This is a genomic window from Marinomonas sp. PE14-40, from assembly GCF_051623805.1.
Classification (GTDB): Bacteria; Pseudomonadota; Gammaproteobacteria; order Pseudomonadales; family Marinomonadaceae; genus Marinomonas.
In genome coordinates, this window is the sequence record NZ_CP130700.1 from 2,114,330 (window position 1) to 2,133,076 (window position 18,747).

23 protein-coding genes are annotated in these 18,747 nt (G+C 38.9%); 8 read left to right on the forward strand and 15 right to left on the reverse strand.

Annotation, left to right across the window (positions count from 1 at the left end; translation table 11 throughout):
* Nucleotides 1-75 precede the first annotated feature (75 nt).
* The 5 genes from prfH to prs all read right to left on the reverse strand — a co-directional run bounded on the left by prfH (nucleotide 76) and on the right by prs (nucleotide 5,256).
* Nucleotides 76-702 carry a peptide chain release factor H gene (prfH, locus tag Q0A08_RS09690; RefSeq protein WP_438466727.1) on the reverse strand — a complete coding sequence of 209 codons (627 nt, stop codon included), beginning with the start codon at nucleotides 700-702 and terminating at the stop codon, nucleotides 76-78.
* Nucleotides 699-1,889, reverse strand: a complete 1,191-nt coding sequence (locus tag Q0A08_RS09695) for an RNA ligase RtcB family protein (RefSeq protein WP_438466729.1) — start codon at nucleotides 1,887-1,889, stop codon at nucleotides 699-701. The genes prfH and Q0A08_RS09695 overlap by 4 nt, the downstream gene beginning before the upstream one ends.
* Before the next feature lie 307 nt (nucleotides 1,890-2,196).
* Nucleotides 2,197-2,748 carry an NADAR family protein gene (locus Q0A08_RS09700; protein ID WP_438466731.1) on the reverse strand — a complete coding sequence of 184 codons (552 nt, stop codon included), beginning with the start codon at nucleotides 2,746-2,748 and terminating at the stop codon, nucleotides 2,197-2,199.
* A 32-nt stretch (nucleotides 2,749-2,780) separates the two neighbouring features.
* Complete coding sequence (locus tag Q0A08_RS09705; protein ID WP_438466733.1) at nucleotides 2,781-4,391, reverse strand: nicotinate phosphoribosyltransferase; 1,611 nt, start codon at nucleotides 4,389-4,391, stop codon at nucleotides 2,781-2,783.
* A gap of 10 nt (nucleotides 4,392-4,401) precedes the next feature.
* Complete coding sequence (prs, locus tag Q0A08_RS09710) at nucleotides 4,402-5,256, reverse strand: ribose-phosphate diphosphokinase (protein ID WP_438466735.1); 855 nt, start codon at nucleotides 5,254-5,256, stop codon at nucleotides 4,402-4,404.
* A 116-nt stretch (nucleotides 5,257-5,372) separates the two neighbouring features.
* On the opposite strand from prs, the gene Q0A08_RS09715 reads away from it, so the two are divergent.
* Complete coding sequence (locus Q0A08_RS09715) at nucleotides 5,373-6,071, forward strand: NUDIX hydrolase (protein ID WP_438466737.1); 699 nt, start codon at nucleotides 5,373-5,375, stop codon at nucleotides 6,069-6,071.
* Nucleotide 6,072: 1 nt separating this feature from the next.
* Here Q0A08_RS09715 and Q0A08_RS09720 read toward each other — a convergent pair whose 3' ends face one another.
* The 6 genes from Q0A08_RS09720 to Q0A08_RS09745 form a co-directional block, all read right to left on the reverse strand.
* Complete coding sequence (locus Q0A08_RS09720; RefSeq protein WP_046016146.1) at nucleotides 6,073-6,369, reverse strand: TfoX/Sxy family DNA transformation protein; 297 nt, start codon at nucleotides 6,367-6,369, stop codon at nucleotides 6,073-6,075.
* Nucleotides 6,370-6,482: 113 nt separating this feature from the next.
* Nucleotides 6,483-7,211, reverse strand: a complete 729-nt coding sequence (locus tag Q0A08_RS09725; protein WP_438466739.1) for an START domain-containing protein — start codon at nucleotides 7,209-7,211, stop codon at nucleotides 6,483-6,485.
* Nucleotides 7,212-7,262: 51 nt separating this feature from the next.
* Nucleotides 7,263-7,409, reverse strand: a complete 147-nt coding sequence (locus Q0A08_RS09730; protein ID WP_438466741.1) for a hypothetical protein — start codon at nucleotides 7,407-7,409, stop codon at nucleotides 7,263-7,265.
* Nucleotides 7,410-7,494: 85 nt separating this feature from the next.
* The gene (locus tag Q0A08_RS09735; RefSeq protein ID WP_438466743.1) at nucleotides 7,495-7,704 is read right to left on the reverse strand and encodes a DUF3565 domain-containing protein; all 210 of its coding nucleotides are present in this window, start codon (nucleotides 7,702-7,704) and stop codon (nucleotides 7,495-7,497) included.
* A gap of 60 nt (nucleotides 7,705-7,764) precedes the next feature.
* Nucleotides 7,765-8,463 (reverse strand): pseudouridine synthase, encoded by a 699-nt coding sequence (locus Q0A08_RS09740; protein ID WP_438466745.1) that lies wholly within the window; start codon nucleotides 8,461-8,463, stop codon nucleotides 7,765-7,767.
* 188 nt (nucleotides 8,464-8,651) lie between these two features.
* Nucleotides 8,652-8,927 (reverse strand): hypothetical protein, encoded by a 276-nt coding sequence (locus Q0A08_RS09745; protein ID WP_438466747.1) that lies wholly within the window; start codon nucleotides 8,925-8,927, stop codon nucleotides 8,652-8,654.
* A 266-nt stretch (nucleotides 8,928-9,193) separates the two neighbouring features.
* On the opposite strand from Q0A08_RS09745, the gene Q0A08_RS09750 reads away from it, so the two are divergent.
* The gene (locus tag Q0A08_RS09750) at nucleotides 9,194-9,658 is read left to right on the forward strand and encodes a hypothetical protein (RefSeq protein WP_438466749.1); all 465 of its coding nucleotides are present in this window, start codon (nucleotides 9,194-9,196) and stop codon (nucleotides 9,656-9,658) included.
* Between the two features lie 82 nt (nucleotides 9,659-9,740).
* On the opposite strand, the gene Q0A08_RS09755 is transcribed toward Q0A08_RS09750, so the two are convergent.
* Nucleotides 9,741-10,646, reverse strand: a complete 906-nt coding sequence (locus Q0A08_RS09755; RefSeq protein ID WP_438466751.1) for a LysR family transcriptional regulator — start codon at nucleotides 10,644-10,646, stop codon at nucleotides 9,741-9,743.
* Nucleotides 10,647-10,771: 125 nt separating this feature from the next.
* Between Q0A08_RS09755 and Q0A08_RS09760 the strand changes: the two genes are divergently transcribed.
* A complete protein-coding gene (locus Q0A08_RS09760; RefSeq protein ID WP_438466752.1) occupies nucleotides 10,772-11,680 on the forward strand; it encodes a DMT family transporter in 909 nt (302 codons plus the stop codon).
* 20 nt (nucleotides 11,681-11,700) lie between these two features.
* Here the strand turns inward: Q0A08_RS09760 and Q0A08_RS09765 are convergent, their stop codons facing one another.
* Entirely contained in the window at nucleotides 11,701-12,603 is a 903-nt protein-coding gene (locus Q0A08_RS09765) for a LysR family transcriptional regulator (RefSeq protein ID WP_438466754.1), read from the reverse strand.
* Between the two features lie 191 nt (nucleotides 12,604-12,794).
* Between Q0A08_RS09765 and Q0A08_RS09770 the strand changes: the two genes are divergently transcribed.
* From Q0A08_RS09770 to Q0A08_RS09780, 3 genes are all read left to right on the forward strand, one after another.
* Complete coding sequence (locus Q0A08_RS09770; protein ID WP_438466756.1) at nucleotides 12,795-13,478, forward strand: type 1 glutamine amidotransferase domain-containing protein; 684 nt, start codon at nucleotides 12,795-12,797, stop codon at nucleotides 13,476-13,478.
* Nucleotides 13,479-13,727: 249 nt separating this feature from the next.
* A complete protein-coding gene (locus tag Q0A08_RS09775) occupies nucleotides 13,728-14,720 on the forward strand; it encodes an SDR family NAD(P)-dependent oxidoreductase (RefSeq protein ID WP_438466758.1) in 993 nt (330 codons plus the stop codon).
* A complete protein-coding gene (locus Q0A08_RS09780; RefSeq protein ID WP_438466759.1) occupies nucleotides 14,713-15,090 on the forward strand; it encodes a DUF427 domain-containing protein in 378 nt (125 codons plus the stop codon). The genes Q0A08_RS09775 and Q0A08_RS09780 overlap by 8 nt, the downstream gene beginning before the upstream one ends.
* A 315-nt stretch (nucleotides 15,091-15,405) precedes the next feature.
* Here Q0A08_RS09780 and Q0A08_RS09785 read toward each other — a convergent pair whose 3' ends face one another.
* A complete protein-coding gene (locus Q0A08_RS09785) occupies nucleotides 15,406-16,062 on the reverse strand; it encodes a TetR/AcrR family transcriptional regulator (protein WP_438466761.1) in 657 nt (218 codons plus the stop codon).
* A gap of 68 nt (nucleotides 16,063-16,130) precedes the next feature.
* Between Q0A08_RS09785 and Q0A08_RS09790 the strand changes: the two genes are divergently transcribed.
* Nucleotides 16,131-16,868, forward strand: a complete 738-nt coding sequence (locus Q0A08_RS09790) for an SDR family oxidoreductase (protein WP_438466763.1) — start codon at nucleotides 16,131-16,133, stop codon at nucleotides 16,866-16,868.
* A gap of 80 nt (nucleotides 16,869-16,948) precedes the next feature.
* Here the strand turns inward: Q0A08_RS09790 and Q0A08_RS09795 are convergent, their stop codons facing one another.
* On the reverse strand, nucleotides 16,949-17,842 hold the full coding sequence (locus tag Q0A08_RS09795) for a LysR family transcriptional regulator (protein WP_438466765.1): 894 nt from the start codon (nucleotides 17,840-17,842) through the stop codon (nucleotides 16,949-16,951).
* 160 nt (nucleotides 17,843-18,002) lie between these two features.
* Here Q0A08_RS09795 and Q0A08_RS09800 point away from each other — a divergent pair, with 160 nt between their 5' ends.
* A complete protein-coding gene (locus Q0A08_RS09800) occupies nucleotides 18,003-18,728 on the forward strand; it encodes a sulfite exporter TauE/SafE family protein (protein ID WP_438466767.1) in 726 nt (241 codons plus the stop codon).
* Nucleotides 18,729-18,747 lie beyond the last annotated feature (19 nt).

An 18,747-nucleotide genomic window follows, 5' to 3' on the forward strand; every position in this document is an offset into this window, starting at 1 on the left:
CCATTGGTTTCTACTACAAACAAAAAGTAAATTCGTCATAATCTACTCCTGCTCAGTCTTGTTCTTGCGACTTTTTCAGATCACTTGAACAAAGTTTTCCCCTCTAAATATTTTTACAGGATTCCCACGCTCAAGTTCCCAATGCTGCTGCCAACGTACTCTCTCTTGAGAAGTCATTTGCTCCTGCTTCATCATTTCTAATTTCTGAAATAACAAAGCTTTCGCTAAACGTTTATTGGCATGCTGACTACGTTCACTCTCAACACGCACAGAGATACCTGTTTCAGTGTGTGTAGCACGCACAGCTGAGTCGGTAGTATTGACATGCTGACCACCAGCACCAGATGCTCTGCATGCTTGAAATGTCATGCCATTATCTAGCCTTGTTTCATTGATCTCGAACATTTGCCCATTAATAAACCAATTTTTGCGTTTATGTTTAGGTCTAAAACTACTTTGGCAATGCCACAACATCGCTCCCTGCCAAGAGAGAGCCAATACCTTAGCTCTCTCGTTCTCCTCAGACTCAAGCTTTAAAAGAGCAGATTTAAAGCACTCCTTATGTTCTGCTAAGACAGTCTCGACAATCGTTAACTCAACCCCCTTAGTTCGACACTCTTTTTCAATTGCTTTAATCGCTAAACCAATGGCCTGACAACATTCAATAGGACCCTGCCCAGATGACAATTGCAGTAATGTCATGACGAGCAACTCCCATTGGTTTTAAAGGTTAATACTGGTTTTAACTTAGCGATAACCTCAATCAACCCAGCATCAAGCATATCCCTGATAACCGTTTCACACTTCTTGTAAGCCTGAGGTGCTTCGTCATACAAAAGTTCTTTATTGCCACAGACAACACGACTACCTAGTGCTGTACGATACAAGTCTTCACGCTTATATTTGTGGCTTAACCTAGAATGGCACTCACCGCGTTTCCACTTCCTTCCCGCACCATGAGCTAAAGAAAATAAGCTCATATTGACGTTTTCAGCATTTGTTTCATTATCTGCGAGTGGTTTCACCAAATAACTATAATCACCTCGTGAACCTGGAATCACGACATAACCTTTATCACTAGGTGTTGCCCCTTTTCGGTGTAGCCAACCATCACAACCATCTATGTTTTTTGAAGAAACTAAATTGTGATTTATATCTAATACGCAATCACCGTTTGCTTGAATAGCTTCTAAGAATCGTTTAGCAATCAGTTCACGGTTTAACTCAGCCCAACGAACAGCTTCATCATGTTTATCTATGTAATCCTGAAAGCCATTATCGTATGTTTTTTCAGTATCAATAATTAAGCCTTCATGATTATACTTAGTGACATGTTCAACCAAAATTGATTGACCTAAACCTCTGGACCCTGAATGAACAAGTAGCTGAAGGTGCTTTTTGTTAAGCCCTAATTCATTAAGCGCCTCTTGATCATACACTTCATCAATGGCCTGAAATTCAGCAAAATGATTACCACCGCCTATGGTGCCAAATGCTTGGTCATAGCCATTTGTTGTTATGCCTTTTTCCAACTTTCTTGCTTTGACACTCTCTGCCCAGTTGCCATCCAGTGGCTGCTCAACATGAGCAAACTTCTTGGCTAATTTATCTAAGTTAACTTTTGATACTTTCGCTGATGTTTGCCAAAGAGACATACCACAGCCAATATCATTGCCCACAAGTGCAGGGTAAATTCTGTTCGTGGTAAAAAAAGCTGCGCCGATTGGGTAACCTCTTCCTGGGTGCAAGTCAGGCATACCGGCTACTCGCTGCATACCTATTAATTCTGATGTTTTAATCAGTTGTTGTATTGCTAACCCTTCGATCCACGTATCTGTAGACGCAATAAGGCTAACGTTTTCTGTGATTTTTTGGACGGATTTGCCCATAATACCAATTCCTTTTCTTTATTAGAAAATGAGGATTTAAAACGTAAAAACGTATTGGCAGGTCTTTTTAAACGAAGAAGTGACCGGGGCTTAGCTTTTTCAAAAGCTAAAAATAATGGATAGCTTTTTGCTACTTATCGGACAAGACCTGCAAAGGATAATGATGTATATTTCATGTTTTTTTACTCCTTTACAGTTAGTTGATGATGTTGAATATGCCTTAATAAGAGGCGAGCGCATCATAATCAGTTTAGTTTTACATTGCAAACATTTAGCCCAGTAAACATTTACATTGTAAAAATTAATACTATCTTTTTGCGAGTTTACTTCGCACTTCCATTAGAGCATAACCTAATAAGTTCAAGCCCTGCCAATTGGCTGGTGACCCTATAAGAGAGTCACTTTGAGCTAAACCGACGCCCCATATTTTATCTACAGGGCTTGCTTCAACAATAAGACTATCACCCGTGCTCAACAAAAAACTTGTTAACTCTGCGCTTGATGAAAACTTAGCTAAGTTAGCTCGAACGACAATATCAAACCTATGAGATATCCAAGCTTCATTGTCAAAGTTTTGTATCTCACGTCCAATAGATTTTGCTTCCTTAGGCGTTTTCACTGAGAGTATTTTTTCAGCAGCCAGAGCATCATCAAACAATAACGCTTTTGCATGCATCATATAATGTTCAGCAGTTAAGTATTGAATCCCATCAGCTTCAAAAGCAGATTCATACCATTGACTAAAGCAACTTTTATTTAGTTTATTTGTGCTATTTCGATGCCCCCAAAAGTATATAAATTCTATTTTTAAACCTTGAGATAGACCATCAATTAATTGTTTATTACTTCTTATATCCATTATTAATAATCGATGCTATTGCACCCTCCTTTTTATAACTGTGTATTAATCAAATCTCTAATTTGACTCAGTGTTGTTTCTTTGACTAACTTTCCATCTTCAAAAACAACCTCTAACAACCCTTCACTTTCTTCTTTTTCGGTTACATCGTCGAATAAAGTTAGTTCACCCTCTACTCGTTCAATTTTTAATAAGCCTTTAGCAGACTTTTTCTTAGTATCCGTTTTAGGGTCTTTATATATGGCAATACGCTCACCATTTTTAACAACACTTGTCGCTTTCACAGCAGAGCCATGGGTATCACGAGTGACGTATTGATAGCTATAAGAACCAATGCCTAAGACAACTTTTGATGCAAAACCCTTATCCATTAAACGTTGTAAGATCTGACGTTGACGGACTAGAGTAATTGCATCTCCATAAATTGCGCCTATATGCTCATCAAGTAATTTAAAACCTTTATCTGTCACTGAACCGCCAAATGTATCCCATAAGCATTCAATAAGCCCTTTCACTTCACAAGCCATTAACTCGATTGGCTTATCACTTCCAACATTGCCAGCTTCAGCACTAAAAAACGCACCTTTCCAGCGATAAGCCTCATATCCTTTTTCTATCACATCAAGCTCAGCATCTTTTTGTGTCTTCGCTAACTCACTGTAATCAGGCACAGGAGATACCTTGTAACCAGTTAAGATTTTAACAGGGTCACCTGAATCAGGCCGAATGACTAAAGTTCCATCACGAGCCATGATTTCTTCTTTTAGTTGAGGTAGATAATCGGTAACTAAGGTCCAAAAATCCCAAGTATCAGAAACAACGCTGAGAATTCCTTTAGGGGACTGCTCTCTCATCAAGTATTTAAAGAACTCTATTTCCCCTTCTATGATCCAAGAACAAGTCACTGAGTGCTCAGTTGCATCAACAGAGCATCCAACTAACTCTTGATCAACATCTGCTCCGTAGTATTTTTCAGCAAATAAGACTGCTGGGATTGTGTCTGTTCCAACCAATCCAGACGCTAAGTGCCCAAAGCCACTCATGGCAGCTGCTTGTTTGCCGAACATTCCTCGAAAGCTAAAGTCATGACCTTGAAAAGGAACAAAGTCCATAGGTAGACCTGTTTTTTTAGCAAATTCTTTAAATACTTTTAAATAAGCCACAGAGGTTGTCGCGCTGGTTTGTATTGGCCAGTTTTCACAACTTAAAACAGTTTCAATCATGTTTGTCAGCCACTGAAACCCTTCTTTAGTATTTACAACTGTCATAGGCGGTACCAGATATGGGACTAAAGAACCTTCAGGAACTGCTTTTATTTTTAAAGGCAAATATCCTAAATCATGCAAGGCTTCTAAATAGGACACATCAACCTGATAACCCAACATTGCGCTCATAATTCGCTGATGATTAGCCACCGCGCTAGCTTTATCGGTATTAAAAAACTCACTCCATTCATCTTGTAAGTAACTTTTAATAAAATATTGAAGCCCCACAAAAGCAACTTTATTATTATTTTCGATATTACTAAGTTTTCCGCTACGAGAGGTATAATTTGCATATACCTCTGTGACATCAGGATGGTAAGCACGGCTGTGAAATTCTTTATAAACGTCTTTTTGCATACTTGCTGCAGAGATTGTCATAGTCGCTTCCTTACATCTCAATAATGTTTAGTTTGATTTTACTATTTGAAGGGTACTCTTCAGCTGACCGAAAAGAGTCTGTTGTGTAGATAGCATCAATAAGACCTTCGAATACGCTTAACCCCTTAGAAAAAATACCGTGGGTTATAAATAGTGACACTTCAATAGCCCCCTTTTTTTTCAAGGCTTTAGCTAATTCAATAAATGTGCGTCCCCCATCACAGATATCATCAGCAATCAGTATTTTTTTACCTTCGACTTCTCCAAGAATGTCAGTTTTAAGTATTTCACCTGTCTTTAGATTCCTAATTTTTTGCGCTTGAATAACCTCAAGCTCACCACCAAATTCCTCCGCAATTTTCATGGTTTTTTTACTAGCCCCAGCATCTGGTGAGACCAATGCTAGCTCACCTCTAGCTAGTCGTTGTCTTAATTCATCACATTTTTCTAACAGGCTAATCTGAGAAACATTTACAATGTTTTTTAATAGGGCTGGGGATACATCACTGTGAGCATCCCAGATTGTTACTTTTGAAAAACCTAAATTATTTATAAAGCTTGCCATTACGGCTGATCCTAAAGCTTCACCTTCAACACAAACTCTATCTTGTCTTGCATAAGGAAAGTAAGGGATTACGAGCTCAATGGAGATAGCATCATGAGAAAGTCTTCTTAGTGCATCTACAGCCAGCATTAAACGCATTAGTTTTGACGAGTTAATAAGGCGTTCAAAAATCTCAACTTTAACTGTTGCTAAAAAGTCCTCTGGATTAAAGCGTACATGCTCTTCTCCACCAGAAAAGGTAAAGCGATCAAACTCAATCAATGATTTATTTCCTTTATTGTCGTAGCTAAATATTTTCATTTTGTTCCCTTAATTAAGTTTGTGTCTCAGTGACACAATATAAACTAACAAGCATTCAAAATATTTGCAACAATAAATTGTGTCACTAAGACACTAAATATAATAAAATTATCTTTATGATGAATTCTTATGAAATAAACAAATTTAAAAACCCTCTTTTTACAGTAGATAGCGTTCTATTTACTGTGGCAGAGAACAGACTCAAAACTCTTATGGTAAAACGGGCTAATGAGCCTTTTACTCAACAATGGGGATTACCAGGTGGGTTTGTAGATGTTGAAATCGACCTATCAACAGATGAAACAGCCCTAAGAAAATTAAAAGAAAAAACAAACCTATCCCCACAATATTTAGAGCAATTACAAACATTTTCCGGCATAGATAGAGACCCAAGAGGGTTCAGTGTAACACTTGTATATTTTGCCTTAATCGCTGAGCAAGTAGTTTCAACTCATATCGATACGGTAGAAGAAGCACGATGGATAGATATTGAAGAAATAGACAAATTAAATATCGCATTTGATCATAAAGAGATAATTGAAAGTGCAAAATATCGTCTACAGCAAAAAGCGCTGTATTCTATGTTGCCTGTTTATTGCCTGCCTGAAACCTTCACCATTGGACAATTGAAGTCTGTTATTGAGGCCATTATTGAAAAGCCAATACAAAGAAAAAGCTTAATAAGAAGAGTTGAAGCCTCTGACATGTTTGAAGAACTAGATCAAAAAGTAAAATCTGGTGGGCGTCTTGCTCAGCTATACAAACTAAAAGAAGGTGTGGATATTATCAATTTTGAACGCAACTTAAGCAGCTAACTTATTTTGGAGCTAGGCCCATGTCATCTAAACGCATGAGTATTTCGGATTTTTGTGTACGAGCCACCTCTTGCCAGTGCAGATCTTCTCTTGCGCCAATGATGGCATAAATTGAATTAAGACCAGTGCCTTTTACTTCACGTTTTAGCCTAGCGTAAAGCTCAAAGGGTTCTGCATTCATGAAGTCTTCAACGCTATGTATATCGACTTTGGCGAAGATTTCTTCACTTTTTGGTCCAAACCCTTTTAGGTCTCTGATTCTTTTATTCGAAGGTTTTAATGTATTGGAAGAAGGCATGTTAGAATACTTTGTAATAGGTAAATTGTTTGTAATTAAAATGCGTGAGGCTTATTAAAACTTAGGTTAAGTAAACCTTTAATGTCTTATCGCTAGAGTCTAGCGCTTTATTATTACTTTTCTCTAATCCAAGGGATAGGCATTTGCTGCCAAGGGGATGTGCTGAGTTGTTTATCCATGGCATTTAGCGTGTTCCACATGGACCTTAAAGAAACTTTATTCGCTAACCATAAAGGCACGCTGCCACCGGGGTCCGCAATGATAGTATGTTGAATCTGTATCTCCTTAGATGAAATAGGAGAAAGTAACCAATGGGCTTTAATCAGTTTTATGCGAATAATATTTAATGGGTTGTCGACTTCGTGACTAGCGTCTTGTACCGCTAGCTCTACCGAGAGATCAGGGTTTTGCCAATAACGTGAACGAATCACCATTTCTCTTTCCGAAACAGGCCAAATACGTTTAAAACGAGTCACAAAGAGGTTCTCTGTATCTGATACTTGTTCTATCAAATAGGCCTCTTTGGCATTATCTAGCCAATTAGGGATAAGTGGGTAATCTTGTAAAAATAATAAGAAGCCAGACAGGCTAGAAGGTAAACGAGCTTGTGCCTGTATTTCGATTAAACCTGTCTTTTTATAAGGCCGAAATGAAAGGCTTAACTTGTCAGCCTCTTTCCATAGGGTCCATGGCGTATCTTCAACCTTTTTAGATGCAGCTTCAGCGGCTAACAAACTGGAAGTGATAAAAGGGGCAAACAAGATTGTCAGACCCAAAATAAAGGGTTTAAAACACCTACTCCCCATCAACTTTAACAAGGTATTTTTTATCTCTGCTTTCAATATTTAATACCTCGTGTTGTTAGAGTTCAGCCTTAAACACATCATTAATCGCTAACTCTTATCCGTTTGAATTTTTTCGAGCATGGCTTTGAGCCCTTCAATGTCTTGCTCTAATTTAGCGATATCCGCTTTGCTCTTATGGGCATATGCAAAAGCAACCAGTCCGAAAAAAAAGCCAAGTATTCCCATGATTTCCATATAACTCTCCTCATTCCTTGAAACGTCATTAATAAAACAATGCAAAGTTAAACGAGTCTACCGCTTATCTCACTCGATTAATAAGTTAATCTGACTCATCCTTTGGTGCACCAAGGTCACACTTTTTACAGTTAAGCTCAAAACCCAGCATACTGTCTCGCCCTTCTTGTGTTATCACCCAAGGTCGATTAGTAAAAGGCGGTTTATGGCGTACATGCTGAAAATGGCCACACGCTAATACCGCAACCCAATCCGCCTCTTCATTTTGATGGTAAGCCTTTATACCTTGTTTCACGCTTACTCTTCTCCTTTAACCCCTGACTTCAGATAATAAGTTGGACCCTAACATTATGTTTTAAGTTTCATGGGTTTTAAAACTATCAATTTCTGCTTGGGTTAAATAACGCCACTGACCTTCTTCAAGGTCTAATTTAAGAGAGCCTATTTTCTGTCTGTGTAACTGAATAACACGGTTACCCACTGCGGCGAACATACGCTTAACCTGATGAAACTTTCCTTGAGTGATACCCAATGTGACATTCTTTTCATCGATAAAGGATAGCTTGGCAGGCAAGGTTAACTCAGCCTCTCCTTGAAGCTTAACCCCTTGTTGAAACCTCTCAATTGCACTTTCTGCAAGAGGCTGGGATAAAGCGACTCTATACTCTTTCACACAGTCTTTCTCTGGTCTTGTGATATTAAAAGACCAATGCCCATCATCCGTAATCAAGACCATACCTGTGGTATCAGCATCTAAACGGCCAACAATATGCAGCTCTTCTTTATGATCTATTTCTAGAAAGTTAAAAAGAGAGGGATAAATCTCATCCAAATTTGAGCAAATGGTATTGGCAGGTTTATGCATGAGAATATAGCGAAACGGACGTAAGTTAAGCGCTATTTGGTTAAGGCTAACCTGATTATTCTGGTGTACTTGAGACTTAATGTCGGTCACTACTTTATGATTTACTTGCACCAACCCTTGTTCGATAAAAGCATGCGCTTCGGCTTTGGTTAATTCGGTACTTTTACAAACAAATTTATCAAGGCGCATGGTGAATCTCTGGTGGGCAGATCATGGGTAGGTTTAACCATTAAACATTAGGGTAAAAGTAGATAACAAAGCTGTTTTATCTTGAAATAGTTATTATCTAGAGAGGGCTATTATCCAAAGATCTCTTTGGCAAGCAAGAAGGCTCGTCTCCTTTCATTCACAGCCTCGACTCAACTATTTAGACTTAGCTAGGTCATTTTATTGAGTAGCTTGAGTTTGTTCTCTTCGGCTTTACGTTTAGGCCCCATATCTTGATAACTTTTCATGATTTTAATACGACAGGCTTTATGGCTCGCTTTGGACTTTTCCCAACATTTATTTTCGCTTCCCTGTAAGCAAAAGTCTAAATAAGAAACGGCAAGCTTTTTACATTTTTCAAAGTCATGTTTGGTCGGAGAAGCAACTAATGCGGTGCTTAAACTGGTCATGGCTAAATAAATCAAAAATGCTTTTAATCGTCTCATTACTTGCCTCTTGCCAGTTTAGTGCTTCAGACCTGATAACAACTCATTCTAGTTAAATAACCAGTCTGGCTGATAAAGACTTAATTGCAATTCTTTCATTGAGCATACCAAGCTTTGCCTTTCATAACTGTTTTTTATCTATCCCTAAGGTGAATCTTTATTCATAAAGGCAAAAATTCAATAAAAAGTGAGCCTAAATGATTTGACAAAACACAGTTGCATAAGCAACAATTGCATTAACAACTGTTTTTCTCATAGGTATTAAGATGAAAAAGTTACTTCCACTCATTCATAAAATTTCTGGTTTAATCGCCTTTATCTTGATTGCTTCTTTTTTTGTTAGCTCGCTTTTTGTCGATATGTTCGGTGATAAAACAGCTGTTATCAGTGTTAAAAGCAACATTTTTGTTGCGATCTGGTTTCTTATTCCACTGATGGCTATCACAGGTATGACGGGAATGAAGATGGCACCCAAGGTCACTTCTGGCCCGATTGGTGCAAAGAAAAAGCGCATGCCTTTTGTGGCGCTAAATGGTTTGTTGGTCTTATTGCCGGCGGCGTATTTTCTGAAGAATATGGCTATTAATGGTGAATTTAATAGCCTTTTTTATACCCTTCAGACTATTGAGCTATTGGCAGGCTTTATTAACTTAACTCTAATGGGTCTAAATATTCGCGATGCGATGACCTTAAAAAGAGGTAGAAAGTCACTTTCCTCTAAAAGCTTATAAAGAGTCATAGATAAAAAAGCGTTGGATGAATAGCGATTAACCTGAAGAAAGAACAGAAAATAAAGAAGAAAGGTAATAAGAACTAAAACCTAGCATGTAAGAATTCAATAAAAGTACGGATCTGGACAGGCACAAATTTAGATTGAGCATATTGAGCGACAATATCCCCTTGGTATCTTTCCAAAACTTGCCAATCCGTTAACACAGGAATAAGTGCACCTTTTTCGATTGTTTCTTGAATGGCAAAGTCTGGAAACGTTGCGATTCCTAGGCCTCTTAATGCCACATCGCGCCTTACTTGGGTGTGGTTTACCGAAAAGGACTCAGGCACTTGAACTTTGACCTTTTCTCCAGCTTTTTGAAAGCGCCAAATATCATCGCCAGCGACCTCCCCTAGGGTAATACAGTCATGCAGCTTTAAATCATCAGGTGTTTTGGGAATACCATTTTTTGCTAGGTAATCAGGGCTAGCGCACACAATCAGCTTGGTTGTTGATAAGTGTTTAGCCACTAAGCCTTCAATCGGGTGGTGAGTAAAGTGAATAATCACATCAACTTCTTCACTGATCGGATCAATAAAATGATCTACCGCCATTAGCTTTACCGTGACTTTAGGATAAGCCTCTGCAAAGTCTAGCACTATTGGACTAATCACTTGTTTTGCAAAGGCTTTTGGCGCTGCAACACGCAACACACCAGAGACTTCCCCCGCCAAAGACTGAGCAGCATTTGCAGCCAATTTAGCAGAGGCTAGCATAGACTGGCATTGTTCAAATACTTGTGCCCCTTTCGGGTTAAGTTTTACTTTTCTCGTGGTTCTTTCTAACAGTTTTGTACCAAATGCTGCTTCTAATTTTGCAATAGAACGGCTGATTGAAGAAGGTGCTAAATTCAGCTTTTCACCTGCTTTAGAAAAGCTCTCTTGCTCTACCACAGCGACAAAAACAGCCATTTCAGTTAATAAAGAGATCACTTTATTTGTATCCATATCGCAATTATCCTTTGCATTTTTACCAGATTATCTCCTTGAAGTTATTAATTAAGCTATCTCTTGTCAAACACGATTGCCGATTTCCCTCAATTATTGAGGCATCGATCTACCAAGAGGTCTATATGAAAAGCTTAACCATCACTCATCCTATACTCAGGTTCTTTGTTAAAGAGGAGCTACTTTTATTATTGGTCGCCCTATTCTGGGGGACAAGCTATGGGCTTACTAAGTCGGCTTTGCTTTATACCTCTGTGCTTTTATTTATTGCTATCCGCTTCCTTTCAACCCATTTAATTTTGCTCTATGTCACCTTGAAAGACTTTAAAGAAGGTCGAAATAAAGATTGGCTGATCGCTCTACCTACTGGCTTTTTACTCTTAGGTATTTTTTGCTGTGAAGTCTATGGGGTCTCTCTCACTAGCGCAGCCAATGCCGCTTTTTTAATTAGCCTTTCCATCATAATTACAGCTGGCTTAGAAGGTTTTTTATCAAAGCAGAGGATGGATAAAAGACTCTATTTATTAGCCTTGATGAGTCTGGTGGGAGTGATAGCACTCACCCATAAAGAAGGCTTGGATATTACTATGAATCAAGGAGATTGCTTGATTTTAGGAGCGGCGTTTCTAAGAGGGTTAATGGTCATTCTCACTAAGGCTTTATGTCAGAATAAAACGATTACAAACTTAAGCTTAACCTCGATTCAATCTCTTATTGTGGGTTTGGGGGCGTTAGTCTTGGCGTTTATCAGCCTACCGATAGAACAAATACAGCTTCCTAAAGATACCAAATTTTGGATGATAACCCTGTATTTGGTGCTTTTTTGCACTCTCTTCGCTTTTTTCATTCAAAATTATGCTGTGCGTCGAATTTCAGCTACGAAAGTATCACTGCTAATGGGAAGCGAGCCTTTATTTGGTGCCCTGTTCGCCATTATTTTCTTAGGAGAAGGCTTTACCTGGGTACAAGCAATAGGCGGTGCACTGATATTTATCAGTATCAGTTACGCCACTCAAATAAAGGCTAAGAGCTAAAATCCTAGCCAAAACGAAAGTTAGTAACTCGCTATTTTCGCCAAATGAGACTTTAAATAATCGAGCAAGAGCCTGAGCTTTTTAGTCTCGCCTGTTCCTGGTGGAAATACCGCATAGAGTTCGATATCAGATAATTTATAAGAGGCTAATACTCGCTCTAGTTTGCCGGCTTTTATTTTAGGACCAGCATCATACAAGGGAACTCGCCCTATGCCTTGGCCCGCTTCAATAAAAGCGGTACGTGCTGCGGCATTATTAGTGCTAATACTGCCGCTAACCTTGATATCAAAAGTACGGTTTCCCTTGGTTAAACTCACGCTGTTAGCCGCTAGTTTATAAACAACCCAGTCGTGCTGAATCAAGTCATCTGGCGTATCAGGGCGCCCTTGTTTGTTAAGGTAGTCAGGCGCGGCACATAAACAGTTTTGCAAACTGGCAAGCTTACTTGCCTGCAGACCCGAGTCTGTTAGTTCGGCCCCACGAATCGCCAAATCTATGCCTTGTTTCATAATATTGACTACATCATCACTCAACATAAGATCGAGCTCTATTTTTGGGTAAAGATCACGAAAACCGTTTAAAGCAGGCACGATAAGCTGCAAACCAACATTCACAGGACAGGTGATTTTAAGCAAACCTTCTGGCTCGTCTTTTAGGTTCTCTATCGCTTGATTGGCTTCATGGGCTTGCTGAGCAATAACACGGCATCTTTGATAATAAGCCTCCCCTTCTTGGGTTAAACCAATGGAACGGGTCGAGCGATTCAGAAGTTTCACACCTAGTTGCTGCTCTAACTTTTTAAGGTGATAGCTAACAACCGCTCGGGATAAGGATAAATGCTTGGCTGCCCCCACCAAGCTTCCCTGCTCTATAACTTGAGCAAAAACCACCATACTTTTTAGCTGCTCAAATGACACATCCATCGCCTTACCTCACACCTGCATATTTATTAGGGCTTTTATTAAAGAACTTTTGTTTAATAGCTCAGGCATTGTATCAATAATTAAACCAATGAAGTCAAATTTACTCTTATTGTTAAACTTACCTCTTAACTCTAAACTGCCTGTCATTCGATATTCATATTTAAATTTTTAACAATTATTAGGGTAGAAACATGACAACTAAATCCGTACTTATGGTAATCACATCTCACTCAGAACTTGGCAATACAGGTGAGAAAACAGGCTTTTGGGTAGAAGAGTTTGCAGCCCCTTATTACGCTTTTATTGATGCAGGCATTGAAGTTACTTTGGCGTCTCCAGCAGGTGGCCAACCACCCATTGACCCGAAAAGCGAATTAGCGGATTTTCAAACCGATGCAACTCGCCGTTTTGATGCCGATAGCGACACTCAAGCAAAACTTGCTAATAGCCTAATATTGGCAGATGTAAAACAAGATGAATTTGATGGTGTTTTCTACCCAGGCGGCCATGGTCCACTATGGGATTTAACCGATAATACTGACTCTATTCGTTTGTTGGAAAGCTTTGTTGCTGCACAAAAACCGATTGCTGCGGTTTGTCACGCCAGCGCTGCTTTTCTAAACCTGAAAGATGCAGAAGGTGAATTCCTAGTAAAAGGCAAAGCCGTAACAGGTTTTAGTAATACAGAAGAAGATGCCGTACAGCTAACAGATATCGTGCCTTTCTTATTAGAAGATGAATTGATCAAACGTGGCGCTAACTATCAAAAAACAGATGATTGGAATGTGTTCTCATTGGAAGATGGATTGGTTATCACAGGCCAAAACCCTGCAAGTTCTGAACAAGCAGCTGAAAAGTTAATTGCACGCCTTTAGCATTTAAATCATAGAAAAAACTCATTTTTCTATGGATCGGGTAGTATCATTTGCTACCCGATTAAAAATTTATCAAACATATTTTCCCGCCCCTTAGCCACCTTCCTTTCGTTCTATTACGGTCTATTTTCAAACCATTAAAAGCCATTTAAGCAACACTTGGATTAGTTTTAATCCGATATACTTAAAAACAATTCAACTTTGAGCATAGACTGCCTTTATTTAGACCATTTACCATAGGAGGCGATCATGCCAACACTCACACAAAATATCCTTTTTACAGGTGGTACTGGAGGGCTTGCAAAAGAAACACTTAAGCTCTTATTAGCCCAAAATTTAGGTAAGATCACTGTCGCGGGTAGAAATATAGACAAACTAGAACAAATTAAACAAGAGCTGGTGGAAGAATTAGGCACAGGTATAGAAGCTAAACTCAATTTTATTGCAGGTTTTGATATGACAAATCCAATTAAAATTGAAACAGCCATTAACCTCTTACCCACCCAAGCTTTTGATATTGTTTGTTTAGGTGCAGGTGGCGCTGTATTTGATAATCAACGTCAGACCATTTCTTGGCAAGGCAAAGAGTATGAAAAGACTCTTTTCCAAAATGTTATAGGTGGACATGTCACATTAGCGCACCTTCTAAAAAGACAGCTCATTACTAATGGCGCTAGGGTTGTTGTCATTGGTGGTGAAGGTGCAAGAGGTATAAAAGGTATGATAACCAAACCTAGCTTCGCTTCTATTCAGGCCCTACAAGATTATGTCTTTGCAAGATCATCAGAAAAATACAACCCAATGAATGCTTTGGGAGCATCAAAACTACTTGCCGCTTTGTGGTCACAACATTTAAGTCACATTTGCCAACCTCACTTTGAGTCAATTTGGTTTACTCCCGGATTCATTTATGGAACGGGCGGTACATCGGGATTACCTAAATGGCAGGATTGGTTCGCACAAAAAGTTGCTTTCAAAATAATGGCTAAATTTGGCATGGCGCAAAGCCCAAGTCTAGCAGCCAGTAAACTAGTCGCTTGCCTCAATGGCAGTATAGGTAGAAATGGCGATCTACTTGGTGCACCGGAAGGTAAAACAATTGGTCCTCTTACAGATCAAAAGCCTATGAACAAAGCCTTTACCGATAAGGCTCTTCAAGCAGAATTTTGGTCAATTTTAACAACACTTTATCCAATTGATTTCGACTATCTAACAGATATAGAAGAGGTTAAATATGCTTAAAAAGGCACCGGGATTTATCGATAATCCTCATCATAAAATAGTTATCTCCTCATCAGATAAAACAGTAAAAGTAAGCTTTAAGGGAGAGGTTATTGCACTGAGTAATCATTTACTTATCTTGGATGAAGCGGGATTAAATAAGGTTGTTTACATTCCAATAAAAGATATCAAGATGCCTCTTCTAGCTGAGAATAAGCACACTACCTATTGCCCTTATAAAGGCCATGCAAGCTATTGGTCTTTAAAGCTTGAAAAAGAGACAGTCGAAAACCTTGCTTGGGGTTATAAAACACCTTTCTTTGAATGTGAAAGCTTAATTGGACATCTCGCTTTTTATCAAAATAAAGTAGAAATCGAGCTTATTGGTTAAGGAGCCTGCGAATAAATCCACCCGCCTCAGCGGGTGAATAAAAGCCGCTAGGTTTATGGCGAGGGGTGCAACTTAATAGTCATTCTATTGATAAGGCCCTCAACGTAAAGATAGGACTTTTAGGCCATGCCCTGCAAGTCTTTGAAAAATAGTTAAGCGGCATTTCAGAACAAGTAACATTCTGCGTTGTTACTTCTCGAAAGATACCTACACTGATTTTCAATTAATAAACGCAAAGTGACACCTTGCTTGATACTTTTTCCTATACACATTAAAAAGAACAGACTGAGAAGAGGTGACTTAATCTCAGGCTCCTTAGATCTCCATACCATCTAACAACATGTCTACCATTGCCTCTAACTCATAGGGGGCTTTTCCTAGTTTGGCCATGGTTGCGGTTCCTTGCAACAAAGTAAAAACTGCCAATGCTTTATCTTGTGGTGTTTGACTATGTCGCTTTGCATTAGAGTTCGCTTGATGATGAGTTAAATGATGTTTGGTAAAAAAAGCATGCAAGGTAAATAAGGTATCTTCACCTGCTTTTTTAATACAAGACTCAGCCTGTTCTGGAAGGTTATCTCCTTTTGCCTCAACTGAACAAAGGGATATAAAGCACCCTCTAGGTGTGTCATCACGACATTGGTTTTCAATACTTGCCATGAGAAATGCTTTCAACCCTTGCTTAGGAGTCAGACTTTCATCTGATAAATGAACAACAGAAGGCGCAGCAAAATCTGTCAGATAATGCTCTGTCACGGTTAAAAACAACTGCTCTTTATTTCCAAAGGTCGCATACATACTGGGCTTATTAATACCCATTGCCTGAATCAAATCTGTGAGTGAAGCACCAAGGTAGCCCTTTTTCCAGAATACCTTCATCGCCTCAACTAAGGCTTCCTGCTTATCAAATTCTTTCTTACGACCACCCGCCATACTTGCCTCAAAATTATTTTCATCAAACCACTTGACCAAACTATACCGATAGGTACAGAATAGCTCAACCTTACCGATCGGTACAATTCGTATTTTAAGGATTTAAAATGAGCATATTAGTTGAAAATAAAGTGGCATTAGTAACTGGCGCAAATCGTGGCATAGGCAAAGCAATCACCGAAAGCTTATTAAAACATGGGGCTAAAAAAGTTTATTTAGCCGTAAGAGACCTAAGCAGCACTTATAATCTTGTCGAAAAATATGGTGATAAGGTCGTCACTCTTAAGCTTGATATGAGCAATTCTGAAGAAATTAAAGCACTTGCAACATCTGCAAAGGATGTTGAAATCGTGATTAACAATGCAGGTATTTTAGAACTTGCAGATCTATTCGAAGAGGAGTTTGATCAAGCATTAGAACAACAATTAGATATTAATTTATTTGGTTTAGTCCGAATTGCAAGAACATTAACGCCTGTCATCGAAGCAAATGGTGGAGGCGCACTTGTACAATTAAATTCCATCGTTTCTATTCGTAACTTCTCAGGCGTTGATGCTTACTCAGCCTCAAAAGCGGCTTCTTACTCCATTACTCAAGGGTTAAGAGAGCAGCTTTTAGATAAAAACATTCAAGTTTTAAGTGTACACCCTGGGCCTATTGATACTGATATGGCTGCAAAAGCAGGCATGACAGAGGGTGAATCAGCAAATACGGTTGCCGAAGGTGTTATTTCAGCCTTAGCAGAAGGTCAATTCCATCTATTTCCTGATCCAATGGCAAAACAGTTTGAAACAGCTTATCAAGACTTTGCTAAATCGATTGTACTGGCAGATCTCGGTAGCTAATGCATATTAAATAGTTTGTAACCTCTAAAATGGACCTAAAAATATCAACAACTTAGGTCCATTTTTTCATTAACATGTTGCTAGTCGTTATAGGCTGGTTGGTATTGTTTAATCATATAATCCCAAAAACTGTTAGCGATAGCAGAGATATTGCTTTTTAAGCGAATAAGGTAAATCGGTAATACAACATTAGAGGCAAAATTTTCCACCTCTATCATCTCGACACTCCCCTCTTTTAGCTCTTTTTCAACCATGTGATAAGGCAACCTAGACCAAGCTAAGCCTGTCACAATTAGCCTCTGCTTAATCATATAGTCATTAACCGTCCAGCGTTGGCCATTAGAAATCACATTTAACCTTTCTATTGGGTGCAAAGAACCTGAATCTTCAATTAAAACTTGAGGACGGTTTTTTAGTTCAGCTTGAGGAATAATACGCTGTGTTTGGTTTTCAAGATAATGAGGGGCTGCCACTGTCACTAATTTAAGTTTAGCTATTTCAACAAACTCAAACTCTTGTCCTAAGCCATAATTTGGGCTGATGGCTATATCTGCTTTACCCGATTGCAAAGACTCTAATACGCCAGATAAATGCTCTGTACTCATGTTTAAATGCATTTCTGGGTGCTTTTCGACAAACATTTGTAGCTGCACTAAACCTTGTAACTGCACACAAGATGCACTTAGCGTCAGGGCCAAATTTGGACCTATACCTGATGCTAGCTGATGACCCAATGCTTCTAGTCCTTGCATCTTTTCTAGGGTGATACGCGCTTCTTGATAAAACACCTTACCTTCTGGCGTAAGCTCAGGTCGATAAGCATCTCGGCTGAGTAATTGCACTTCAAACTCTTGCTCTAAACTTGCAATCGCAGCGCTTATGGTTGATTGAGTTTTATGTAAAAAATTAGCGGCAGCTCGAAAACTTCCCTGCTCAACCACGGCCACAAAAGCATAAAGATGGACATTATTCACGATCGATAAAACCTTTCATCTTAATAAAAAAATAGCGTTATCTTACGATCATATTGCAAATTAAAATAGGCCTCATCCAAATCCACCTAGTTCCTAAGCTTTCGAACTTCGCTCATAAACAAAAACAGATATTTCATTTTTAGAGGATATATTAACCTTTATGGATAACAGCCAAATCGTATTACTTCTTGCTGGTTTTATTACTGGCATCTCTAAGTTTTCAACTGGTGGGATGGGATTCATTATTCTCACACTCACTTTGACAGCATTTCCAAGCGCAGAAGCGATTGTAGTGTTATTACCCATGTATTTAGTGGCAGATATGCTTGCTGTAAGTAGCTATCGCACTGATGTGTCTTGGTCAAGTTTAAAACGTTTATTGCCTTTGGCGGCATTGGGTATTGTACTTGGCTCATTTCTACTTTCCCATATTGATGCCAATACCTTTAGCAAGTTGCTAGGTGTCATTATTCTCTTCACCTTAGGTTTAGGCACTTACCTAGAATGGAAAAAAGTCAGCTTTATGCAAACTAAATCTGTCTCTCGCTCTATGGCTTTTTTTGCTGGCGTTATTAGTATTTTGGCAAATGCAGCGGGCCCTATCATTAGCCTCTACTTATTAGAACAAAAGCTCAGTAAAAACAGCTATGTCGCGACGCGGGCTTGGGTCTTTTTAATCATTAATATCATCAAGATTACTGTGGTCATTTCTTTAGGTATTCTCAGTTGGCCTTTAGCCAAACAAAGTCTGATTACCCTACCTGCCCTTTTAGTGGGTGCCGGCATTGGTTATTTACTGCTTAAACAACTTAACCTTAAACAGTTTAAAACCTTGATTCGAGGAATGACCTGTATAGCAGCGGTTAAGCTTATTTTCTTCACTTAAGTAATTTTCATATAGGAAT

Bases quoted from the DNA above. Each gene is read 5' to 3' on its own strand.
- Q0A08_RS09715 (WP_438466737.1), top strand. From the start codon at position 5,373: ATGATGAATTCTTATGAAATAAACAAATTTAAAAACCCTCTTTTTACA.
- prfH (WP_438466727.1), bottom strand. From the start codon at position 702: ATGACATTACTGCAATTGTCATCTGGGCAGGGTCCTATTGAATGTTGT.
- Q0A08_RS09800 (WP_438466767.1), top strand. From the start codon at position 18,003: ATGGATAACAGCCAAATCGTATTACTTCTTGCTGGTTTTATTACTGGC.
- Q0A08_RS09720 (WP_046016146.1), bottom strand. From the start codon at position 6,369: ATGCCTTCTTCCAATACATTAAAACCTTCGAATAAAAGAATCAGAGAC.
- prs (WP_438466735.1), bottom strand. From the start codon at position 5,256: ATGAAAATATTTAGCTACGACAATAAAGGAAATAAATCATTGATTGAG.
- Q0A08_RS09700 (WP_438466731.1), bottom strand. From the start codon at position 2,748: ATGGATATAAGAAGTAATAAACAATTAATTGATGGTCTATCTCAAGGT.
- Q0A08_RS09775 (WP_438466758.1), top strand. From the start codon at position 13,728: ATGCCAACACTCACACAAAATATCCTTTTTACAGGTGGTACTGGAGGG.
- Q0A08_RS09790 (WP_438466763.1), top strand. From the start codon at position 16,131: ATGAGCATATTAGTTGAAAATAAAGTGGCATTAGTAACTGGCGCAAAT.
- Q0A08_RS09705 (WP_438466733.1), bottom strand. From the start codon at position 4,391: ATGACAATCTCTGCAGCAAGTATGCAAAAAGACGTTTATAAAGAATTT.
- Q0A08_RS09770 (WP_438466756.1), top strand. From the start codon at position 12,795: ATGACAACTAAATCCGTACTTATGGTAATCACATCTCACTCAGAACTT.
- Q0A08_RS09780 (WP_438466759.1), top strand. From the start codon at position 14,713: ATGCTTAAAAAGGCACCGGGATTTATCGATAATCCTCATCATAAAATA.
- Q0A08_RS09760 (WP_438466752.1), top strand. From the start codon at position 10,772: ATGAAAAGCTTAACCATCACTCATCCTATACTCAGGTTCTTTGTTAAA.
- Q0A08_RS09745 (WP_438466747.1), bottom strand. From the start codon at position 8,927: ATGAGACGATTAAAAGCATTTTTGATTTATTTAGCCATGACCAGTTTA.
- Q0A08_RS09740 (WP_438466745.1), bottom strand. From the start codon at position 8,463: ATGCGCCTTGATAAATTTGTTTGTAAAAGTACCGAATTAACCAAAGCC.
- Q0A08_RS09695 (WP_438466729.1), bottom strand. From the start codon at position 1,889: ATGGGCAAATCCGTCCAAAAAATCACAGAAAACGTTAGCCTTATTGCG.
- Q0A08_RS09750 (WP_438466749.1), top strand. From the start codon at position 9,194: ATGAAAAAGTTACTTCCACTCATTCATAAAATTTCTGGTTTAATCGCC.
- Q0A08_RS09730 (WP_438466741.1), bottom strand. From the start codon at position 7,409: ATGGAAATCATGGGAATACTTGGCTTTTTTTTCGGACTGGTTGCTTTT.
- Q0A08_RS09755 (WP_438466751.1), bottom strand. From the start codon at position 10,646: ATGGATACAAATAAAGTGATCTCTTTATTAACTGAAATGGCTGTTTTT.
- Q0A08_RS09765 (WP_438466754.1), bottom strand. From the start codon at position 12,603: ATGGATGTGTCATTTGAGCAGCTAAAAAGTATGGTGGTTTTTGCTCAA.